Below are 21,287 nucleotides of genomic sequence, written 5' to 3' on the forward strand. Positions count from 1 at the left end.
TTGATAACAGCCTACAATATCGTTATTCGACGATAAACGATTTAATGAGATTATGAACAAGCTATTTAATGAACAAGACGAATCTATAGCAGAGACTGCAAAGGCACTCGCTCACCCTGCCCGCGTCAAAATAATCCGGTTGCTGCTCAGCAAAACATCTTGCGTGGGTGGTGAAATCACCGCTGAGCTTGGATTAGCTCAGTCTACCGTTTCTGAACATTTACGAATTCTGAAAGTTGCCGGCATCATTGTGGGTGAAATAGAACACCCTAGGGTTTGTTACACGCTGAAGCCAAGTAGTGTCAATGCCCTCGCTAGCTTTCTAGAACAAATCAATATCAAAGCCAGCACTGCCCAAACCGATGATGGTCTGTGCTGCCCCCTTGAAAGCCCATTTGAGCAGAAGGATTAGTCATGGATCATTTGCCTAATATCAATAAAGAATCATTCAAAACGCCTACTAATACTGATGGGATTGCCCTTGTGCCAAGCTCGCATAAACCTCGCATTCTTTTATTATATGGCTCTCTCAGACAACGTTCATTCAGCCGCTTAGTCACTCAAGAAGCAGCCTACTTACTAGAAGCGATGGGCGCCGATACACGTATCTTTAATCCCGATGGTTTACCGTTACCTGATAGCGAAGATACCTCACACCCTAAGGTGGTGGAATTACGCGAATTGGTGCAATGGAGTGAAGGCATGGTGTGGTGTTCGCCCGAAAAACACGGTGCAATGACCGGCATTATGAAATCACAAATTGATTGGATTCCGCTGTCAATTGGTGCGGTGCGGCCAACTCAAGGCAAAACCTTGGCAGTGATGCAAGTATGCGGTGGCTCACAATCGTTTAACACGGTTAATCAACTTCGCATTTTAGGACGCTGGATGCGCATGTTGACCATCCCAAATCAATCTTCTGTTGCCAGATCGTTTCTTGAATTTGATGACAACGACCGCATGAAACCGTCTCCCTATTATGATCGCATTGTGGACGTCATGGAGGAGTTAATGAAATTTACGTTATTGGTCCGTGATCGTAAAGACTACCTCGTTGACCGTTACTCGGAACGAAAAGAGTCTGCTGAAACGTTATCAGCAAGGGTCAATCAACGTTCAATTTAAGGGGCTCATATGAAGCTATTTTATTTCTTTGTGTAGCCAACTTAGATCGCAAGCATATGGCAGAGGATATTACTCACCATCGTTTTGGTAACGATATACAGACGGCAAATGCCGCGTATATGACGTCTTCGTAAAATCCATTTGCGGTTTACCAATCACACCCTATCTGGACGTATGCTTTTTGCCAGCCGATGCCTCTGAAGACACCCCTGACACATGCTGCACGGTGGTGCAGCTATTCGAAGAGTGAAGGAGCTGAAAAACAAAGCACAACCATACATATTGACGCTTAAAGAAGATCCCGACTGCTACCTATCAGGTTTTGTTGGTAATATTAGCTAAACGTTTCTCCTGTCGGGAGGAAAGCAATTTACGAATAAGGCTTAACGGGTAAATGGATTCACTTTCAAAAAAAGGTGGCCTTATAGGGCTACTCTTCCAAAGTACAATCACCAGTGCTGAGTCTGAACCTGAAGGTATTCGTCTTTTCAGAAAGTCTCATGATTCAGTTCTCGTTACTTGGGGAAAATTACTCGCGCCGCCAATACTGAAGCAAGGTCTGTTTTTTAGCTCCGTTATGATCCCTTCCGAGCAAGAACGCTATGAGATCAAGTGGGCTAATCATACGGACGCCTCTGACTTTCGAAAAAAGGTGCTGCTGTGCTTTTATAAACACCATGAAGCGACTGTCAATAAGGCGCTAAGCCAAATAAAAGATCAAACTGATAGGATTCATTACCTCCGCACTAGCTACTGCCTGAAGATATCTGAATATGCCCAGACGGTCTTAAACAAAGTTCAAGTGCCACCTGAAGACTTATACGACGAGTTGCCAGAGAACCTGTTAGACAGCTTTGTGCTGCTTTATAAATGGTCTTCACTTCATCCTGAATTCTTGGAAGCGCAGCGCCAAAGCTACGTAGAGCAACAAAAAGAAGCCAATCGAGAGTTGTTCGACAGAATCGAGTCAAATCCATTAACCGATAAGCAGCGTGATGCCTGCATCATCGATGAAGACAACAACTTAGTGTTAGCCGGTGCGGGAACGGGGAAAACTAGCACGATGATAGGTCGCGTTGGTTACTTGATTAATAGTCATCAAGCCTCAGCTAAAGAGATTTTGATGTTAGCGTTTGGCAATAAAGCAGCCGAAGAAATGAGGGAACGGATTACTGAAAAACTGGGTATTGAACATATTACTGCTCGGACGTTTCATTCACTGGGACAAAGCATTATTGCAGCAGTAGAGAAAAAAAAGCCTGCGATTTCACCTTTAGCCACCGACGAAAAACTGCTCAGCAAAACCGTTGATACTTGGTTCACTGAGTTGCTTAAAGATCCTGACTACCAGACTAAGACCATTCGTTACTTCGAAAAATTTTTATATCCCGCAGCAAATCCTTTTGAGTTTAATTCTGAGGGTGAGTACATAGAATTTATTCGTGCGAATGAGATAAGAACGTTAAAAGGAGAAAATGTTAAAAGCCTTGAAGAGTGCTATATCGCTAACTGGCTTTTCAGAATGGGGGTTGAGTATGAATATGAAGCCTCATACAAAGAAGCGGATACACGCACCCCAGAATTTAGACAATACTACCCTGACTTCTACTTGTCAGAGCATGGGATTTATATTGAGCATTTTGGTATAGATCGCGATGGCAATACCGCTCCCTATATCGATAAGACCAGCTATAACGAAGGCATCGCTTGGAAGCGAGAATTGCATAATGCGAATAAAACGAAACTCGTTGAGACTTTTCATTATGATCAACGGGAAGGCGCTTTACTTCCAAGACTCGAAGCTCAGTTGATTGCCCAAGGGGTCAACTTTGATCCACTCCCTCAAGAGGCTGTGTTGAACACCCTTGAAGAGTTTGGTGTTATCTCTACGTTCGCAGGGATATTATCCAAACTCTTACAGCGCTATAAAGCCAACTGCTATCACTTAGAAAGCTTTGAAGCCATTATTGAAAGTCATGATAAATCAGCATTACTTAAAGCCGCTTTTGAATTATTAAAACCGCTTTTTGAGCGCTATCAGAGACTTTTGAATCAGCATCAAGAGATAGACTTTGACGATATGATCGCTAAAGCTATCGTCTATGTGCAGGAAGGGTTATTTATCTCGCCGTGGAAATTCATTCTCGTAGACGAATTTCAGGATATATCCGAGCCCCGAGCGAGGTTGGTCACAGCACTAAGGGATGCTAAAAAGAACTCTTCAGTCTTTTGTGTGGGAGACGATTGGCAGGCTATCTACCGATTCACGGGTAGCGATGTATCACTCACGACAGGTTTTGAACGCTTATTTGGGGCTACGAAAACGACCGCTTTAGACAAAACTTTTCGTTTCAATAACAGCATAAGTGATATCGCTTCTCGATTTATCACACAAAACCCTGCCCAAGTTAAAAAGCAAATAGCGACGGTTAAACAGACATCCACGCCTGCTGTTCTACTGGTCAGAAAAGACATCTCTGCTGATAACACGGTTAAGCACGTACAAGAAATTTTAGAGGCTATTTCCGACATTAGCTCGGAACCTAAGACCGTCTATTTGTTAGCCAGGTTTCACTTCAAACTGTTAGAACAGCATCAGCTAAAAGAATGCAGTAACTTGTTCCCAAACCTAATCATAGAGCAGCTCTCATTTCATGGCTCGAAAGGTAAAGAAGCTGATTACGTCATTGTTCTAGGGCTGGAACGCGGAAAGCACGGATTCCCCTCCCGAAAGGTGACCCACCCCTTACTAGACGCATTGCTACCCCAGTTAGAAGAGTTTCCTGACGCTGAAGAGCGGCGATTGTTTTATGTAGCCCTTACTCGCGCTAAAGATAGAAGCTATCTGCTCACGGACATGACAAATACTTCAGATTTTGTGAAAGAACTGATAAACGATAGCTATCCGATAGGGACAGGTGTCTTTGACGTAAGCTCAACACAGGCCACAGCTTTAGAACGACATTGCCCTAGTTGTGAGACGGGAACCGTCGTCAAAAGAACAGGGCCTTATGGCGTGTTTCTCTCCTGTAATAATTATCCATTGTGTAGCTATAAAGATAAGGTATGCCCTGTCTGTCAAAGTGAGATGAAAACAGAGGGGCGCTTTAAAATGTGTATAAACGATCAATGCCAAAAATGGGTGCCTATATGCCCTTCATGTAAAGGAGAGCTAAGGTTGCGAGATGGGCGAAACGGTCAGTTTTGGGGATGTATAAATTACAGACGTAGCGGCCAAAGCTGTAGTCATACGGAAAATCATATAGAACCTCCGGTAAAACACACATTTCAGGCCACTAGCTTGCAGCAACCTGCCGAGCTGTGACTCAGGAGTGTACTGGCAACGCTTTCGTATGGGCGAGTTATGCTTACATTGTTCATTTATTCAAAGACATAACGGAGATACCGATAAAGCTCTTGTTGATTAGCCGTCCCGTTTCAATCAGACTGTAAAAGTTGGCGCTAGATTTTGCCCCCAGTACCGTGGCACTGAAGCGCCAGCTTTTCGGCCAGTCACAAAAAAGCGGATCGCATTTCAGCTGGGTTGTTATCGATGGCTAGGGAAGATACGAATAAGTCCTTCCCATGAGACAATTTATTTTTAAGCTTCGAGCCTGACCTTGTCACATCAACTTACCTTTGCCGACAGAGAATTTAACAATAAACGCCGTAAAAGACGTAAAGAAATTTGGTGATTTTTATTAAGTGGTTTCGATATCTTTTACAAGAAGAAACGCAACTAATAACTCACCAGAAGGTCGTACTTTTGTGAGGTGATCATAAGGGTAAGCGGTGAATTATCAGCTTTACTGTTTCTGCCCCAATAACCTCCTAAACGAGAATATTTAACCCTCTCTCGTCAATTAACTTATTATCTGAAGGCGCGAAATGAATAAGATACACAACATGCCTTTTTCTATGCTGGAACTGGCACCCATGCTGCTCGGCGAAACGGCAGAGCAAACTCTAACGCGCATGCTAGATTGCGCTCGCCATGCGGATGCTTGTGGCCTTAATCGTTACTGGCTAGCCGAGCACCATAATATGGAGGGTATTGCCAGCTCCGCCACCTCTGTGTTGATTGGCGCTGTTGCCTCTGTTACCCAGAATATACGCGTCGGTTCCGGCGGCATTATGCTGCCTAATCATCCACCGCTGGTGATCGCAGAACAGTTTGGCACATTGGATGCTTTGTACCCTGGGCGAATTGATTTGGGATTGGGGCGAGCCCCAGGGACTGACCCATTGACCAGTCGGGCATTGCGTCGAGATGATATGCGTGCAGAGCATTTCCCTGATGAAGTGGCTGAACTGCAACGTTTACTTGGCCCGAAAGACCCTGCAGCTCGCGTCCGAGCTGTGCCAGGGGAAGGCAGCAATGTTGACATCTGGTTGCTGGGTTCAAGTCTATTTAGTGCTCAATTGGCCGCAGAGAAAGGCTTGCCTTATGCTTTTGCAGCACATTTTGCACCACGGCTTGCGCATCAGGCGGCTTCACTCTATCGAGCAAGATTTAAGCCTTCCAGCGTTTTAGCCCAACCTTATTTCATGCTATGTGTGCCACTTATTGCAGCAAATACTGATGAAGAAGCAGCGTTTATATCAACAAGCTCAAAGCAAAGGGTTTTAGCGTTGTTGCGTGGCGGTGCACTATGGCTCAAGGAGCCCGTGGAAAGCATGGATGACTTATGGAACTCTCAAGAAAAAGCCTCAGTTGAAGCGTTTTTAGGATTATCTGTAGTAGGCGGGGCTGAAACGATTCAAACGAAGCTTGAAGACCTGGCCACAGAGTTCAAGGTGGACGAGTTTATGTTTACCAATGATATTTATGATCAGGAAAAGCGCAAAGCAGCACTGTCAATCGTAGCTTCCCTTTTTTGATTATTAGCAAACAACAAATAGAACACCCAGCCTAGGGAAACTACGATTAAGAAGTCGCAAAAAACTCAATCTCTCTTTTTCAAATTAAAAGCACAGGATTCCACCTGTTTTGATGCTTTTTACCACTAAACAAGCTTATTTAACCTTGTTTAGTGGATTTTGAACGAATTACCCTGACATTAGCCCAAGTAGACACAGTGATAGACATTCACCTAGGGCGTCCCCCGCTATCCGTGAACACCATTAACAAGTAGACACAGCAATAGTCACTAAGCATTAGATGTCATAGTCATCCTGACAACACCACTAAAGTAAGCAATAGGCTTACCTACTGTTTCCAAGCTGTGGAACATACAAGGTTATGTCATCAGTGAACTCTAAGCCTTAGATGTCATAGTCACCCTGACAACATCCTTAAAGTGAGCAACAGGCTTCCCTGTTTTTTCGAGCTGTGGAACATTGCGTGAAACATATGAGGTTAATCCACCAGCCGACACTAAGTCTTAAGGTCACCTAAGGAATAATAGCTGTAGCTTTGTAATTGCTTATTCGGAGCGAGCGTCACCGCCCAAACCGAATGCTATCACCTAAGCCAGCCCACCAACCGACACTAAGCCTTGATGTCACCTAAGGAGCGATAGCTGTAGCTCTGTCTTCTTCGCGGATTTTAGCGTCACCGCCCTTTTCCGCCAAGCTATCATCTATTCAGACCTCTTTATTAGGCGAGCATATCCATAAACCGTTAGTGACACAGAGCACAAAAAGCAGACGAAAAAAAATAGTTACACGCTTTGAGACGTCAACATTAGGGTCAACATTAGTGATTTTCTAGAGAAGTAAGTCAGTGATAAACAAGGGAAAAGAAAAATGGCGGTGAGGGAGGGATTCGAACCCTCGATACCTTGCGGTATACACACTTTCCAGGCGTGCTCCTTCGGCCACTCGGACACCTCACCACGTCGTTACGCAAACCTTGAAAACAGTTGATACGTAAACTCTCTGAGAGCCAATCTCAGAGGCCGCGTACTTTAATAGAATTCAGGGTTTAAATCAAATATCTAGGGTGCTTTTTATCGACTTTTTTCGGATTCGTTAGAAATCAAACCTAGGGATGATAAATGAAGCAAAAAAGAAAACGTCCGCCGAGGAAGGGCTTCATCGGCGGAGTCTATTTAGCAGGTAAAAACAAGGGACGGGACAAATCCCTCGAGGCTGTTCGTTAGTCAGCCTGACGACGGAGAAATGCTGGGATATCCAGAAATTCCATATCATCGGTGCCGGTTTTACGCGTTTCCGCAACAGGCTCTGGCTCAACGACAGGGTTATCCTGCGCACGGACAGAGTCGTTTCGGTTGCGCATCACGGTCGGTAATTCTAACTGACTGTAATCACTGACTTTAGTCGCCGCACGACGGGAACCCGCTGCGGATGCGTTACTAACCACTCGGATATCTTGCTGTTCAGCGCTACACAAACCGGTCGCAACAACAGTCACTTTAATCTCATCGGTCATTTCTGGATCGATAACCGTACCGACCACAACCGTTGCACTGTCTGAGGCAAACTCTTCGATTACCTGACCCACATCGCTGAACTCACCTAAGCCTAAATCCAGACCGGCGGTGATATTCACCAGAATACCGCGAGCGCCCATTAGATCAACATCTTCCAACAGTGGGCTACGAACAGCCGCTTCGGCCGCTTCAACCGCACGGTTTTCACCACGGGCAGAACCGGTACCCATCATAGAGGTCCCCATCTCGGACATCACCGTACGTACGTCGGCGAAATCCACATTGATCATACCGGGACGAATAATCAGGTCAGAGATACCCTGCACGGCGCCTTTCAGTACATCATTGGCTTCATCGAATGCTTTCATCAGAGTGCAGTTTTTACCCAGCACCTGTAGCAGCTTTTCGTTAGGCACGACAATCAAGGAATCAACATGCTCAGACAGCTCTTTGATGCCTTGCTCGGCAATCAACATCCGTTTTTTGCCTTCAAACGGGAATGGCTTGGTGACCACGGCAACCGTCAGAATACCGAGTTCTTTTGCCACTTCAGCGACAATCGGTGCAGCACCAGTACCCGTACCACCGCCCATACCTGCGGTGATAAAGACCATATCCGCACCACTGAGCATCTCAATGATCTGCTCACGGTCTTCTAATGCCGCATCACGACCGATATCTGGATTCGCGCCAGCGCCCAACCCTTTGGTAATTTCACCACCGAGCTGTAGGACGTTACGTGAGCCCATATTATTGAGTGCTTGTGCATCGGTATTAGCACAAATAAATTCAACCCCATCAACTTCTGATGAGACCATGTGCTGTACTGCGTTACCGCCGCCACCACCAACGCCAATCACCTTAATGACCGCGCTCTGTGCAATATTATTAACTAATTCAAACATGTCCCTTCCTCCAGGTTCAGTGCCCAACCCGCACCTGTTGTATTGCGTATTATTACGTTCGATTTATTATCTGCCACACCCTGTGACTATTCCGGTCTCAACTAGGCAGACCGCCAACCCATTCGAGGAGCCTTGTTAAAAGTTCCCCTGAAACCAGGTCTTCATCCGTTTCAATATATTAGGTTGCTCACTGCGTTCCTCAACCGATACCGCTTCAGACAAGTGCTGAGTATCCTGTTTCGCATATTGCAGCAAGCCAATACCGGTCGAATAGATAGGGCTATTCAATATATCCCCCATCCCGCGCACACCTTTTGGTAAGGCTAAACGCACCGGCATATGAAAAATCTCTTCGGCCAACTCGACCGCGCCTTCCATCTTCGCTGTGCCGCCGGTAAGGACGATACCTGCCGCGACTAAATCTTCAAACCCACTGCGGCGTAGTTCTGACTGTATCAGTGTAAAAAGCTCGTCGTAGCGCGGTTCAACCACTTCGGCCAGCGCTTGGCGTGATAGATCTCGCGCGGGCCGGTCACCGACACTCGGTACCTTTATAGTATCTTCCGCGCTCGCCAATTGAGCCAGTGCACAAGCGTATTTAATTTTAATCTCTTCGGCGTACGGTGTCGGTGTCCGTAAAGCCATGGCGATATCATTAGTGACCTGATCGCCAGCAATCGGGATAACCGCCGTATGCCGGATCGATCCGCCGGTGAAAATAGCGATATCCGTAGTGCCACCGCCCATGTCCACCATGCACACACCGAGCTCTTTCTCATCTTCCGTCAGTACAGAGAAGCTAGACGCGAGCTGCTCTAACACCGAGTTATCCACCGCTAAACCGCAGCGTTTGACGCATTTTTCTATATTCTGTACCGCATTGACCGCGCCAGTCACCAGATGCACCTTGGCTTCTAAACGAACACCCGACATGCCTAACGGCTCGCGGATGCCTTCCTGATTATCGATCACATACTCTTGCGGCAGGATATGCAGGATTTTCTGGTCGGCGGGGATGGCAACGGCTCGGGCAGCATCAATAACCCGATCAAGGTCGTGCTCCATCACCTCACCTTCGCGCACCGCAACGATACCGTGAGAGTTCATGCTTCGAATATGGCTGCCAGCAATTCCTACGGTCACTGAATGAATCTTACAACCGGCCATCAGTTCAGCTTCTTCTACTGCCCGCTGAATAGAATGCACCGTCGATTCAATGTTGACCACGACGCCCCGTTTAAGCCCACGGGATTCATGGGAGCCAATGCCGACGATATCGATCGTGCCGTCTAGGCCAACCTCGCCTACCAGACACACCACTTTCGAGGTGCCTATATCCAGCGCTACGATCATATTGCTCGTCATTGCCATATCCAATCACATTTAAAATCTGTTGTTCTGTTACAGAACAGACCCAAGTTATCAGGCTGATGTTTGTACCAGTCCTGAACAGTATTCAACCAACCCCGGATTATTTTCGTTCCGGTAAAACCATTCTTTTCACATCGGCCGCCATTATTGATATCTACAGCAAAAAATAAACCCAATAATGACTAAAAATAAATATTTTCTTGCCGGTAACTTCACAACAACAAAATAACTGCTGAAAAAATGGTCTATTTATCTATATCGGCCATTTTTCGCCATCTTTAGTTGAAAATACCTTGCTACAACGGCTATTTCAGCAAATATAGCATTTATTAGACAACCTCTCTATTTTTATCATAGATCGCCTCTTTTTTGTACAAAAAATATACAAATATCAATATTAAGTTTTGATCATAAACATATGATTCATTATTTAATTTTGATGTTTTTGTGAATTTTCAATATTTAATATTGATGATTTTAAGAAATTTCAAAATCTATTTTTGATTTTTCAATAAAAATCAGAACGTCATATTGATATATAGCAGAAACATAACTAAAGAAGATAAGTGCTTCGATAAACCTAGAATTTAACGGTTTTTGGGGTACTGATAACCTGTATCCACCAGCCGCCAATCTTGCAGCTCCGGCGCTTGCTGAAGGTATGCTCTAATCGAGGTAACGCCATCGGCTAGATAACTGCTATCGAGGAAGTTATCCAATACCTTAGCGCCTTGAGATTCAGCCGCTTGTAAACAGAAGGCTAAGTAGCGTGGAAAGGGGCGTATATCATCACGCCAAAGACGCCCAGCATAAAAACGTCCGACCCTAAGTTCATAGTCCTCAGGGGTAATGCATTTGTTCAGGCGGTAATCGCTGTCGTTATAGCCCGTACACATCCGCCCTTTGGTTAACAATGTCTGGTCTCCTGTCCCGCCTAACGGCAGCGTATCGACCTCAACCCAACGAAATCGATGCTCTCGTTCATAGAGTTCGGCAAAGTCATCCACCGGACATTCAAACTGACTACAGATAATGCTATCCGTGGCAGCTTCGGTGGAGCAGGAGGCTAATTCTAGACTTTCAGGATCGGCCCCATACCGACTCAGAAAAACAATGCCTACCTTATTAAAAATACGGCGATAGCCGGGTACTCGCACTAATCGGAAATTCTGTAGTGTCGGCACGGTTTGCAGGGCAGAACGTTCAGAGAGAAGTGAGCCATAACCGACAACGGAGATCATCAATCAAGAATCTCCAACTGTTCCGCATCCGGGTCTGAATCGACTGCATTATCGGTGAGTTTTTTATCCAGCTCTTTCTTACTCTTCACACCGAGCTTATGCAGTGAAGCCGCTTGGCTAACTAAGTTTCCGCGCCCCGTACTGAGACGCTTATGGGCCGTTTCATAGGCCGCCTGCGTACGACCCAGGTGTCGCCCTACATCATCGAGGGACTCGACAAAACCGACAAATTTATCATGTAGCTCACCGCCTCGGTGGGCGATCTCCTGAGCAAAACGATTCTGACGCTCATAGCGCCAGATATTATTAATCGTCCGCAGCGTCACCAGCAATGTTGAGGGGCTAACCAAGATAATGTTGCGCTCATACGCAAAACTGAACAGTTCTTTATCTTGCTGCAGCGCCAGTAAAAAAGCGCCTTCTACGGGGATAAACATCAACACAAAATCCAGTGAGCGGACACCTTCTAAGCTCTGATAGGCTTTATCACTGAGCCCTCTCACATGATTGCGGATAGATTGTAGATGGCTGGCTAAAGCCTGATCTTGAATACGCGATTCATCGCTGGAGCAGTATTGTTCATACGCGGTAAGAGACACCTTCGCATCGACAATCACATCTTTATTATCCGGTAGACGGATAATCACATCCGGCATATAGCGCTGGCCCTCTTCATTCAACGAGACCTGCGTTTCGTATTCATAGCCCTTGCGTAAGCCTGATTGTTCTAGCACCCGCTCAAGAATAACCTCGCCCCAATTGCCCTGTGTCTTACTTTCACCTTTGAGGGCGTTAGTCAGATTAACCGCATCGGCACTCATCTGCTGATTCAGCTCTTTTAGCTGGGAGATCTGCTCATAGAGTGAACGCCTGTCTTTGGCTTCCTTATCATAGACATCATCCACCCGCCGCTTGAACTCACCCAATTGGTCCCGCAGTGGTGTCAGCAACGAGCCGAGAGAATCTTTATTGGCCGCCGAAAATTTCGCCGATTTTTCTTCAAAGATTTTGTTCGCCAGATTCTGAAATTCGCTTTTCAATTGATCCCGCGCTTCAGTTAACAACTGTAGCTTTTCAGACTGCGACTCCCGTTCACTTTCGAGCCGACTTTCTAGCTCGGCAATACGGGCTTGGCGCTGACTGAGCAGCCGCTGCATATGATCGACCTGCTCATGCTGTTCGGCCAGCTCATCATCTTGTGAATGCTTCTGGGCTTCCACCTGTTGCAACCGAACCTGATCGAGTTCTAACTCACGTATCCGGGCGCGATGCTGTTGTAAATTTTGATCTAAATCCTGATTATTACCCTTGACCATCGCCAACTCGGCCTGCAAGCGTTCAAGCTGTTCCTGACGCTGCTGCAGTTCCGTTGCATCGGCCAGTTGTTGTCGCTGGTAACGATCACTGAGCTTTACTTTTGCCAACTGCATCAACAACACACCAAACAGCAGGCCCAGCACAGCGCCGATCATAGCGATTAATATTGGATGATTGAGTAATGTTGGCAGAGTCGTGGCAGCCATAGATATTCCTTATCAGCGCGTCAGTCGATTTACCAAAAATAATACAGCAAGCCGGCCGATACCAAGGTCAACGGGAACATAATAAAGAGGTTAATCTTATCGCCGAATAAACGCTGGGTAACCCCCACCGATATCGCCGGGAAAGAGATAAAAATACTGCTCAACGGTATCCACCACTCTAACAAGCGGAAGCCATAAGCCAGCGCGCCAATCAGTGTCAAAGCCCCCACGTTACCCGCCATAATCACCAATACCGCACCGTTTCGGCTCTGTAAAAACGCCGACTTATCGGCCTCTGGTAGTTTATTCAGTTGGCCAGCACTCAAGGCTGCAGACATAGACACAAAGCCGGTGCAAAGAAATAAAATCAGGGATTCCAAGAGCTACTCCACTATTACAGATCGTTATGAGCCCCCATTGTAAGTGATTTCCCCGCATCAACCTATGGTCAAACCACCGCTAACGACTAAAAAACCACGGATTCATCTGCCAGCAGCGCTGGCGCAATGCAATTATCCCAAAGCCCCCTGAAAGTGATATTATCCACAGCCTATTTCACCTCGCATCGATAGGCACTCACGCCACAGCGGTGCGGGCCAGACCCGCCATATTGAGAGACATAGAATGACCCAGTACCTGGTTGATGAAGCCATTGAAGACTACGCCTTTATCCATACCGGTGAAGAGCCGCCCCTACTTCGGGAGCTCATCGACAAAACCAACGAGAATATGGGCTGGCCACAGAAGCTTTCTGGCCGTTTAGTCGGTCGTACGTTGAAGCTCCTTAGCGCTATCCACCAGCCTAAAGTCGCTTTAGAGATCGGCATGTTTACCGGCTATTCTGCACTCTCTATCGCGGAAGGAATGCCCGACGACGGTCACCTCATCTGCTGTGAAACCAACCCTAGGGCGATCGAATTTGCACAAACCTTTTATGACCGCAGCGAACATGGCCATAAAATTGAAGTGATCTTTGGTCGAGCATTGGAAACCCTCGAAAAACTCGACCTCGAGTTGGACTTCACCTTTATCGATGCCGACAAACGCAACTACCTCAACTATTACAATCGCGTCAAAGAGATGACCCGCCCCGGTGGATTGATCGTCTTAGATAACGTGCTCTGGTCAGGTAAAGTCGTGCAACCCGAATCTGACATCGATGATGTATTGGTCGAAACCAACCGTGTTATCGCTGAAGATCCCAATGTGGAAAACGTTTTTCTCACTGTGCGAGACGGCCTTAATGTCGTCCGTAAAATCCGCTGACACCGACGGACGGAACCGACCATGATGAGCTTTATTATCCGCGCTAACGGCGACAGTTTTAGTGTTGAACCTTGCCAATCTCAAGATTCAGATAGCGCGAATGCTGCTTCGGCTTCGGCTAAGACCAGCCTAGCCGTCACGGATTATCTGATAGACAGTGCCGACCGGTTACTCAAACTGTATGTCGCAACGGATAATGACAATCCTCTCTACCCAGCGTTGCAACAGACTCGACGTTACTTGCTGGATGATCTCGATGCCATTGAAACCCCTGCCGAAATCTACGGCCTGATACACTGGTTGCTGAGGGATCAGGGTATTCGAGTGGATGGCTCATCATTGGAAGAGACCGCTGACCGGCTCAGTGATATTGATATTGCCGCCGACAGCGATCAATATACCGATATCATTTTTCATCTGCGGGATGCGGTCGACCGGCTCTATGAAATGGAACTGGATGAGATTTAACCCAGACACTCACCAACCCAACAAAGGAGAACCGAATGCGTAAGCTACTGATTGCCACCGTTCTCCTCGTCCTTCTTATCACCGGCCTCTATCTCGCACTGCCGACGATTGCCGAATACAGCGTCCGCCAAGCACTCGAAGCGCAACAGATCGATGCACAATTTGAACTACAACGCCCCGGCTTCAACCGCATCGAGTTACATCAGCTTAAGCTCGAAAAAAATACTCCCGAACAATCCTTTCGACTCACCGCAGAGGCCATTAGCCTCAGTTTTAGCCCCTGGCAACTATTCAATACCGGCCGTATCAACACGCTGGATATGGACGCCGTAAAACTGGATCTGACCCTTCATTCACAGATCACCGATACAGATCAAGACAGCACAGCACTACAGCTCGACTTCCCTCCGCTGCCCTCCTATATCCTCAGTCAAATACCCGCGGAACACATTAACTTATCGCACTACAGCGCGGTAATCACCGTCGAAGGCAACCAACCGGCCCGTTTCGCTTTTTCAGGTAGCGCCAGCGCCAATAACGAACAACTGACCCTATCGGTGGACCAACTCGATAATGCCCCCGAGATGCGCCTCACTCTTATGCTGGATCAAACAGATAAAGCAGCGCTTTCGATTTACGCAGGGGAAGCCATCGCCCTAAAAACAGCCGCATCGCTGTCCTATCAGCAACAACAGTTAGAGATCGTCAGCCAAACCAGCTTATATCCAGAACAATGGCACACACTTCTGCAACTGCCATTAATACAAACCTTCCTTGCATGGCCAGAAATCCCAACGGTGATCTCCGGCACCGTTATGCTTGAAGGCAGCAGTCAAATCCCACTAAACGATTTAAGCTCCGCGCTGCATCAATACCATCTGAAGAGCCAACTCACCATAACTCAACTGGCCGACCTAAGCCGATTGTATTTCCCGTCACTGCACTTAAAAGAACTGGCGATGCAACAGGATGCCAATCTGACACTTAACCATGACGATCTGACGCTCAGGATCAACAGTTTTACGGTCAACGGGCAACAACTTGAGCTTAAGCCAGAACCAAACCAGATCAGCACGGCAACCATGGGCGTCAATCTACTCAACCCCCTAACGGTGACAACGAGTATCGAGCAACTCAGCCAATCGCTTGCCGATATTCAATTACCCGATACCCAGCTACAGATAGAGCTAGCACCGGTGACACTGAAGATCGCCGGACAACCCAAGATAACCCTTCAAACTAAGCCGCTTAAACTCGCGTTGTCGCAGATTAATCTCAACGAGGTCAGCTTTCAGGCTAACCTCATAGCCAATAGCTTAACCGGCCATTATGGCGAGCAAGTATTACCGCAGCTATCATTAACCAGCCTTGCTTCGATCTCGCCCGCCAAGATCACCAACCGTTTTGATATCCAGTTACAAGACCCTCTGCTCGCCGCAGACACCCAGATCAATGGCTCAACCACCACGGTGACGGCAACAGGCGTGACTACAGGGCATTGGCAAACAGCCCTTCCCCTCACAGGGATTGAAAAACTGATTCGCCGCTATACCCAAGCGCTGCCTCCAGAGCTAGTGTTCACCGCTGGCACCTTAAAACAGCAAGGCTGGCTGGATATGAACCAGACCGGTATCGCACTGCGGTTATTAAATAAGACCGAGCAGGCGAACCTCAGTTATGATCAAACCCATCTGTACGATATCAACTGGCATTCAGAAACCATTAAGAACCACCGCGGTAAGTTAGATGATAACGGCGAACTAAACGTCGCCTTTATTGATGTTGGTGTGCCGCTGGAGAACTTCTCGGGGCGCTACCGCTTTGAACGTAGCATTGCCGGAAAATCTCTCGTACAGTTGAGCAGTAATACGGTTGATCTATTGGGCGGCACGGTGACAACCCTGCCTCTGACGTTATCACTGGATAACCCCCATTTCACAACCGCCGTGGCCGTCACAGGGATCGATCTAGGCCAACTCATTGCGCTAGAGCAACAGGAAGGATTAACAGGCAGCGGCACACTGAATGGCCAGATGCCTATTCGAGTTTCAAATGGCGAGTTTAGTATTACGGGGGGGCAGATCATCAGTACCTCAGAAGGCGGTTGGATTCGCTATGCACCACAACCGGAAGTGTTGGCGCTGACAGAAACCAATCAAGCATTAGGGGTCGCATTTGATGCGCTGACTAATATGCACTATGACAGCTTAGGTATTGAGCTTGATTACTATCCCGACGGTGAAGCCCTGCTAAAAACCCATCTTAAGGGTCGAAACCCCAGCTGGAATAGCGCTCAGCCGGTAGATTTCACGATAAATATTGAGGAGAATATCCCCAAATTATTACAAGCACTTCAATTTACCGATAAATTAACGAAATCCTTAGAGAAACGGTACCGTTGACGAGTTACAATCACCTAATGCAGCGACAACAACGGCATCACAACATGCTTTACTATTGACGGAGAACAGCATATGGCTATGCCAAAAATACTACAATCGCTGGTCTTCAGCAGCCTGATGGCCACATTAGTGGCTTGTACGCCCACGGTGCAGGTTGCTGTTCCCAATGAACCGATCACCATCAACCTTAATGTTAAGATCAAACATGAGATACTCATTAAAGTTGATAAAGAGATTGATAGCCTGTTTGAAGAAAACAGCGAACTATTCTGAGGTGTAGCAACATGAAACAGATAAAAACTATCCTGACCTTCGCCACCCTTCTGTTAAGCTTGGTTTTCACTCCTGCTTGGGCGATCAGCCTAGACGATGCCAAACAACAGGGTATGGTCGGTGAACAGCTAAACGGTTATCTTGGTGTGGTAAAAAGCTCATCTGACGTTAATGCCTTGGTCAAAAATATCAATAACAAACGCCGTGAAGCTTATGCCCGCAAAGCCCGAAAGGCCGGCGTTGATATCAATATTATTGAGTTGCGTGTCGGTGAGCGGTTGATTCAACGCGCCCCTGCTGGACAATACATCCAAACACCTAACGGACAGTGGTCCAAAAAGTAAACACCTAATAAGATCAGGACATTCATGTGAGCACCTTTGGCGTATCAGGTAAGCCCTCATATCGTTCAAATAATGCATTAGGCTTTTTTATCTGTGTGGCCAGCCTTGCGGTCGCACAAGCCTATATCGATCCACTCATCGCACAGAGCGACTGCGCGCTGTGCTCAGTCACCCGTATCATTTTGCTACTGATGTCTGGGTTGTTTTTTGTGAGTTTTCTCATTAATCGCAGCATGTATTTTCAACGATTTATAGCCGTCATCCACCTGTTATTAATTACCGGTGGCGTTATTACCACCCTGCGCAGCCTATTTGTAGATCCTGACAATCTACCCTCAAGCTGTGAACTCAGCACCTCAACACTTCTGGAACAGGGGAGTTTTAACTCCTTCTTAACTACCGTCAACAATGCCGCGACCTGCCCCTATCCCGACTGGCAAATTTATCAACTAAACGTCGCCCATCTGTCACTGCTTCTCATGCTCGTTTTACTGGTTATCGTATGGAAGATAGTGATTAAAAAACCACAGAGAAACCTATTCTTCTGATGAAAAAATCTGCCATCGTGCTTTCCGCAGGGCTTCTGCTGCCGACACCTCTACTTGCCATCGAGATGCCCCATGGCGACAAGAAAAACCCAGGGACCTTCACTTTCTATTTAGAAAATGACCTGTTCGCCGAAACCGATCAGCAGTATACCAACGGGATTCGTTTTTCTTGGACATCACCGGATATAACCAGTTATCTGGATGATGAAAGTTTGCCGACCTGGTCTAGACGCTATAACCGCTTTATCACCTCACCACTCGGACTATTTGACGACCAGCCCCCCAAACAAAGTGAGATCGTGCGTAACCTTGTTATCACCCTAGGGCAGCAGATGTTTACCCCAAAAGATAACACGCGCACCACTGTTGACCCCGATGATCGTCCTTATGCTGGCTGGCTTTATCTCGGCATGGGTTACCATCTGAGATACAAACAACGGATGGACTCCGCTATCCTCAATGTTGGCATCGTGGGGCCGGCATCCATGGCTCAAGAAGCTCAGGACTTCGTGCATGAAATACGGGGCATCGATAAATTCGATGGCTGGGATAACCAGCTCAATAATGAGCTCGGGCTGCAACTGGTTTATGAACGTAAATATCGCACCCTCACTGAATCGCTCCAAGCGGGTCTCGAATACGATGTTATTTGGCATGGCGGCGCCAGCTTAGGCAATGTGGCAACCTACCTAAACGCAGGCGCAGAGATACGTCTCGGCTGGTTTCTACCCGATGATTTTGGCACCTCAGCCCTACGCCCCGGTGGTGATAATAGTGCGCCCGGCAGCCAAGACCCTCGCATCCAAAGTTCGACGGGTTACAGCAGCGCACAGAACTTCGGTTTACACGGTTTTATCGCCTTCGACGGCCGCTGGGTACTCCAAGATATCTTTCTCGACGGCAATACCTTCAGCAGTAGTCACTCAGTGGATAAAAAACACCTCGTCGGTGACTTAAGTATCGGCGCGAGCATGCTGGTAAAAGACTGGAAATTATCTTACGCACGGGTATTCCGCAGTAAAGAGTTTGACACTCAGGACGGAACCCACAGTTTCGGCTCTTTCTCCGCATCTTATAGTTTTTAATCCCTGACACAAGACCGGCTTTTAGGCTTATTTAAGCTAACAGCGTTTGCCCTCTCCTATATAAAAAAGCCGGATCAATCGACCCGGCAAAAAAGAAGGGGATGCTCAGTGTGTTAGAACGACTGAGTGACTCTAATCCAAGCACTACGGCCGGGCTCTGCAACTTGGAAAGGATCGGGGTTAACGGTGTCATCTCGGCTTTCATGTACCGTATAGGCTTTATCCATCAGGTTATCCACACCGGCTAACAGACTCAAACCATTGTTAAACTCATATTGAGCGTGCACATTAATCACCCCATAACCCGGTGATTTCCGCACATCCTGACCGCCGCAGTTCGCACTCCCAGACAGACAGATATCATGCTGACTGGCCACCAATTGCCACTCGACGCCCATCTGTAAACGATCTTGCTGATAATCCAGCGACGTATTCAGCTCTAACGGTGCGATACGGGATAGGTTGGTATCGTCATCTAAATTATTTCCCACTGTCCACACCAGTGCGCTACCCAACTGCCAGTTGCCATTGAGCGGATAGTTCATATCTAGCTCGGCACCATAGAGTTCGGCATCAACATTGCGATAGATATCTCGGCTTTTCGACCCTGCTGCTACCGTTTGACGAAGAATGTAATCGTTTACTCGGTTATACCAACCGGTCGCCGACCAGTTCAGCGTATCAAGATCGCCCTGCAGACTGACCTCCAGTTGATGATGCTTCTCCGGCTCTAACAGCGGGTTGCCGATCCAATCGCCTGTCATCGTCGACCGCGCCATATACCGCTCGGTCGCATCGGCTGTCCGAACACTACGGGAGAACGTAGTTTCAACACTGTATTGATCATTTAGGCGATGGGTCCAGCCAACAAAACCACCGACATTATCTTCACTACGCTGTTCACCCGCGTCAGCAGATACACCCGTCATCGTCCAGATAGCCGCCGGTGTCACGCCGCCCACGACTTCATTACGCCGAGTCGCTTCTGCCGTAACATGATCATAACGTAGCCCGGCACGGACAACATTATCAGTGCTGACGGCCTTTTCACCCTCAACAAACAGCCCTGTTTGATCGATTTCAACGCCGGGCCAAAGCAGACGACTCGCCACACCGGCGCTATTCTGAAGCTCAGCATCACGATCATTGTTCTGTACATCCACACCAAAGGTCCAAGCAATATCGACCGCTTGGGCATCAAAGATTAGCCGCCCACCTTCGGTATCGGAGGTCGAAGGAGCCTGCATCTTCATCATGCTGGCAGGACGAAGGCTATAGTTATCCATATTATGCTTAACATCGGATTTATACAGTTCTAGCTGCACCTGTTGCAGCGCACCCTGCTCGAACTCATGGGTCAGTTTTAAGCGGCCTGTGTCGGCATCGGCGTAAGGTGAATCCATCCCTGCACCGGCAAACAACATATCATCCTCTTCCTGCTCTTCGTAGCTAGCTTCGATGGTGGTCAGGTCGGTTAAGCGATAACCCAACAAGATCGATTTAGACTGGCTTTCAAAGGATGAGCGCACTTCATTACCGTCGCCGTCATCATAGTTATCCGCTTCGCTTTTATGACCGATGAAGCGAATATAACCATCATCAGAACCCGCTGCGACATCCGCCCCTAGCTCATAACGGTTACCATTTCCCTGATAGCCTGCATTCAACTTGCCGGTGTAGCCCTTCTCATCAAAGGTCGGCCACTGACGTTCAAACAAAACAGTACCGCCGGGGCCACCGCCACCGTAAACCACGGTACGGTTGCCTTTAATCACGGTGACACTGTCATAACTATCGACTGAGGTATAGGAGGTCGGAGGGTCCATCCGGTTAGGGCAACCGCCATGAATATAAGCGCCATCGAGTAAGATATTCAGTTGTGTTTGGCTCAGTCCTCGAATCACCGGATCGATAGAGCGCCCGCCCATACGGATACCAGATACGCCACTCAGGCTCTGTAATAACTCACCGCCATCCGTGACCGGTGAGGCCTGAACCGTCGCCGTTTCACTGTGCACGGTATTTTCAACCTGAGGCAAGCCTGACTTTATTTCGATAACCAGTGTTTTATCATCATGGGCAGCAAATGCCTGAGCCGAAATAGTCGCAGCAATAGCCAGCGATAGCGTTGTTTTGGTCATACAGCGTTCCTTAGCAGCAGTGGTTTTAAAAACTGCGGCTATTGTAAAGAGACCGCCCGCTGCTGGGGTGTGACAGGATGCCGCATAAGCCGTGACATAATGACGCACCAATTTAAGGGAACTTCTTAGTAGAGCCTCACTGATGGCTCAGGAGGGTGTTCAGTCGCGACTAAACAGGCGATTGTGTGATGTTTCCCGCT

17 protein-coding genes and 1 tRNA gene are annotated in these 21,287 nt (G+C 47.5%); 11 read left to right on the forward strand and 7 right to left on the reverse strand.

Annotated features, from left to right (window positions below; translation table 11 throughout):
- Nucleotides 1–52 precede the first annotated feature (52 nt).
- From EH243_RS14715 to EH243_RS14730, 4 genes are all read left to right on the forward strand, one after another.
- Nucleotides 53–412 (forward strand): ArsR/SmtB family transcription factor, encoded by a 360-nt coding sequence (locus tag EH243_RS14715; protein WP_126159427.1) that lies wholly within the window; start codon nt 53–55, stop codon nt 410–412.
- Nucleotides 413–414: 2 nt separating this feature from the next.
- Entirely contained in the window at nt 415–1,125 is a 711-nt protein-coding gene (gene arsH, locus EH243_RS14720; protein ID WP_126159428.1) for an arsenical resistance protein ArsH, read from the forward strand.
- A 394-nt stretch (nt 1,126–1,519) separates the two neighbouring features.
- Nucleotides 1,520–4,450 (forward strand): UvrD-helicase domain-containing protein, encoded by a 2,931-nt coding sequence (locus EH243_RS14725; RefSeq protein WP_126159429.1) that lies wholly within the window; start codon nt 1,520–1,522, stop codon nt 4,448–4,450.
- 563 nt (nt 4,451–5,013) lie between these two features.
- The gene (locus tag EH243_RS14730; protein WP_126159430.1) at nt 5,014–6,006 is read left to right on the forward strand and encodes an LLM class flavin-dependent oxidoreductase; all 993 of its coding nucleotides are present in this window, start codon (nt 5,014–5,016) and stop codon (nt 6,004–6,006) included.
- A gap of 868 nt (nt 6,007–6,874) precedes the next feature.
- Here the strand turns inward: EH243_RS14730 and EH243_RS14735 are convergent.
- The 6 genes from EH243_RS14735 to EH243_RS14760 form a co-directional block, all read right to left on the reverse strand.
- A tRNA-Ser gene (locus tag EH243_RS14735) sits at nt 6,875–6,962 on the reverse strand.
- A 263-nt stretch (nt 6,963–7,225) separates the two neighbouring features.
- Nucleotides 7,226–8,425, reverse strand: a complete 1,200-nt coding sequence (ftsZ, locus tag EH243_RS14740) for a cell division protein FtsZ (RefSeq protein ID WP_126159431.1) — start codon at nt 8,423–8,425, stop codon at nt 7,226–7,228.
- A gap of 135 nt (nt 8,426–8,560) precedes the next feature.
- Complete coding sequence (gene ftsA / locus EH243_RS14745) at nt 8,561–9,796, reverse strand: cell division protein FtsA (RefSeq protein ID WP_126159432.1); 1,236 nt, start codon at nt 9,794–9,796, stop codon at nt 8,561–8,563.
- A 587-nt stretch (nt 9,797–10,383) separates the two neighbouring features.
- Nucleotides 10,384–11,037: a gamma-glutamylcyclotransferase gene (locus EH243_RS14750; RefSeq protein WP_126159467.1), complete on the reverse strand. Its 654-nt coding sequence runs from the start codon at nt 11,035–11,037 to the stop codon at nt 10,384–10,386.
- Nucleotides 11,037–12,560 (reverse strand): DNA recombination protein RmuC, encoded by a 1,524-nt coding sequence (locus EH243_RS14755; protein WP_126159433.1) that lies wholly within the window; start codon nt 12,558–12,560, stop codon nt 11,037–11,039. The genes EH243_RS14750 and EH243_RS14755 overlap by 1 nt, the downstream gene beginning before the upstream one ends.
- Before the next feature lie 29 nt (nt 12,561–12,589).
- Entirely contained in the window at nt 12,590–12,940 is a 351-nt protein-coding gene (locus EH243_RS14760) for a hypothetical protein (RefSeq protein ID WP_126159434.1), read from the reverse strand.
- 244 nt (nt 12,941–13,184) lie between these two features.
- Here EH243_RS14760 and EH243_RS14765 point away from each other — a divergent pair, with 244 nt between their 5' ends.
- The 7 genes from EH243_RS14765 to EH243_RS14795 all read left to right on the forward strand — a co-directional run bounded on the left by EH243_RS14765 (nt 13,185) and on the right by EH243_RS14795 (nt 18,946).
- A complete protein-coding gene (locus EH243_RS14765) occupies nt 13,185–13,826 on the forward strand; it encodes an O-methyltransferase (protein ID WP_126159435.1) in 642 nt (213 codons plus the stop codon).
- A gap of 21 nt (nt 13,827–13,847) precedes the next feature.
- Nucleotides 13,848–14,294, forward strand: a complete 447-nt coding sequence (locus tag EH243_RS14770; RefSeq protein ID WP_241235097.1) for a hypothetical protein — start codon at nt 13,848–13,850, stop codon at nt 14,292–14,294.
- Nucleotides 14,295–14,329: 35 nt separating this feature from the next.
- A complete protein-coding gene (locus tag EH243_RS14775) occupies nt 14,330–16,696 on the forward strand; it encodes an intermembrane phospholipid transport YdbH family protein (protein WP_126159436.1) in 2,367 nt (788 codons plus the stop codon).
- 72 nt (nt 16,697–16,768) lie between these two features.
- Nucleotides 16,769–16,969, forward strand: coding sequence for a YnbE family lipoprotein (locus EH243_RS14780; RefSeq protein WP_164549131.1), 201 nt, complete (start codon nt 16,769–16,771; stop codon nt 16,967–16,969).
- Between the two features lie 11 nt (nt 16,970–16,980).
- Entirely contained in the window at nt 16,981–17,313 is a 333-nt protein-coding gene (locus tag EH243_RS14785) for a YdbL family probable chaperone protein (protein WP_126159437.1), read from the forward strand.
- A gap of 26 nt (nt 17,314–17,339) precedes the next feature.
- Nucleotides 17,340–17,861, forward strand: a complete 522-nt coding sequence (locus EH243_RS14790) for a disulfide bond formation protein B (RefSeq protein ID WP_164549132.1) — start codon at nt 17,340–17,342, stop codon at nt 17,859–17,861.
- Nucleotides 17,861–18,946 (forward strand): lipid A deacylase LpxR family protein, encoded by a 1,086-nt coding sequence (locus tag EH243_RS14795; protein WP_126159439.1) that lies wholly within the window; start codon nt 17,861–17,863, stop codon nt 18,944–18,946. Before EH243_RS14790 ends, EH243_RS14795 begins: the two co-directional genes overlap by 1 nt.
- 113 nt (nt 18,947–19,059) lie before the next feature.
- Here the strand turns inward: EH243_RS14795 and EH243_RS14800 are convergent, their stop codons facing one another.
- A complete protein-coding gene (locus EH243_RS14800) occupies nt 19,060–21,087 on the reverse strand; it encodes a TonB-dependent copper receptor (RefSeq protein ID WP_126159440.1) in 2,028 nt (675 codons plus the stop codon).
- Nucleotides 21,088–21,287 lie beyond the last annotated feature (200 nt).

It is taken from the genome of Amphritea opalescens (genome assembly GCF_003957515.1).
GTDB lineage: Bacteria > Pseudomonadota > Gammaproteobacteria > Pseudomonadales > Balneatricaceae > Amphritea > Amphritea opalescens.

Excerpts from the sequence above, each read along its gene's own strand:
- EH243_RS14715 (WP_126159427.1), top strand. The coding sequence starts at position 53 with ATGAACAAGCTATTTAATGAACAAGACGAATCTATAGCAGAGACTGCA.
- arsH (WP_126159428.1), top strand. The coding sequence starts at position 415 with ATGGATCATTTGCCTAATATCAATAAAGAATCATTCAAAACGCCTACT.
- EH243_RS14725 (WP_126159429.1), top strand. The coding sequence starts at position 1,520 with ATGGATTCACTTTCAAAAAAAGGTGGCCTTATAGGGCTACTCTTCCAA.
- EH243_RS14730 (WP_126159430.1), top strand. The coding sequence starts at position 5,014 with ATGAATAAGATACACAACATGCCTTTTTCTATGCTGGAACTGGCACCC.
- ftsZ (WP_126159431.1), bottom strand. The coding sequence starts at position 8,425 with ATGTTTGAATTAGTTAATAATATTGCACAGAGCGCGGTCATTAAGGTG.
- ftsA (WP_126159432.1), bottom strand. The coding sequence starts at position 9,796 with ATGGCAATGACGAGCAATATGATCGTAGCGCTGGATATAGGCACCTCG.
- EH243_RS14750 (WP_126159467.1), bottom strand. The coding sequence starts at position 11,037 with ATGATCTCCGTTGTCGGTTATGGCTCACTTCTCTCTGAACGTTCTGCC.
- EH243_RS14755 (WP_126159433.1), bottom strand. The coding sequence starts at position 12,560 with ATGGCTGCCACGACTCTGCCAACATTACTCAATCATCCAATATTAATC.
- EH243_RS14765 (WP_126159435.1), top strand. The coding sequence starts at position 13,185 with ATGACCCAGTACCTGGTTGATGAAGCCATTGAAGACTACGCCTTTATC.
- EH243_RS14770 (WP_241235097.1), top strand. The coding sequence starts at position 13,848 with ATGATGAGCTTTATTATCCGCGCTAACGGCGACAGTTTTAGTGTTGAA.
- EH243_RS14775 (WP_126159436.1), top strand. The coding sequence starts at position 14,330 with ATGCGTAAGCTACTGATTGCCACCGTTCTCCTCGTCCTTCTTATCACC.
- EH243_RS14780 (WP_164549131.1), top strand. The coding sequence starts at position 16,769 with ATGGCTATGCCAAAAATACTACAATCGCTGGTCTTCAGCAGCCTGATG.
- EH243_RS14785 (WP_126159437.1), top strand. The coding sequence starts at position 16,981 with ATGAAACAGATAAAAACTATCCTGACCTTCGCCACCCTTCTGTTAAGC.
- EH243_RS14795 (WP_126159439.1), top strand. The coding sequence starts at position 17,861 with ATGAAAAAATCTGCCATCGTGCTTTCCGCAGGGCTTCTGCTGCCGACA.
- EH243_RS14800 (WP_126159440.1), bottom strand. The coding sequence starts at position 21,087 with ATGACCAAAACAACGCTATCGCTGGCTATTGCTGCGACTATTTCGGCT.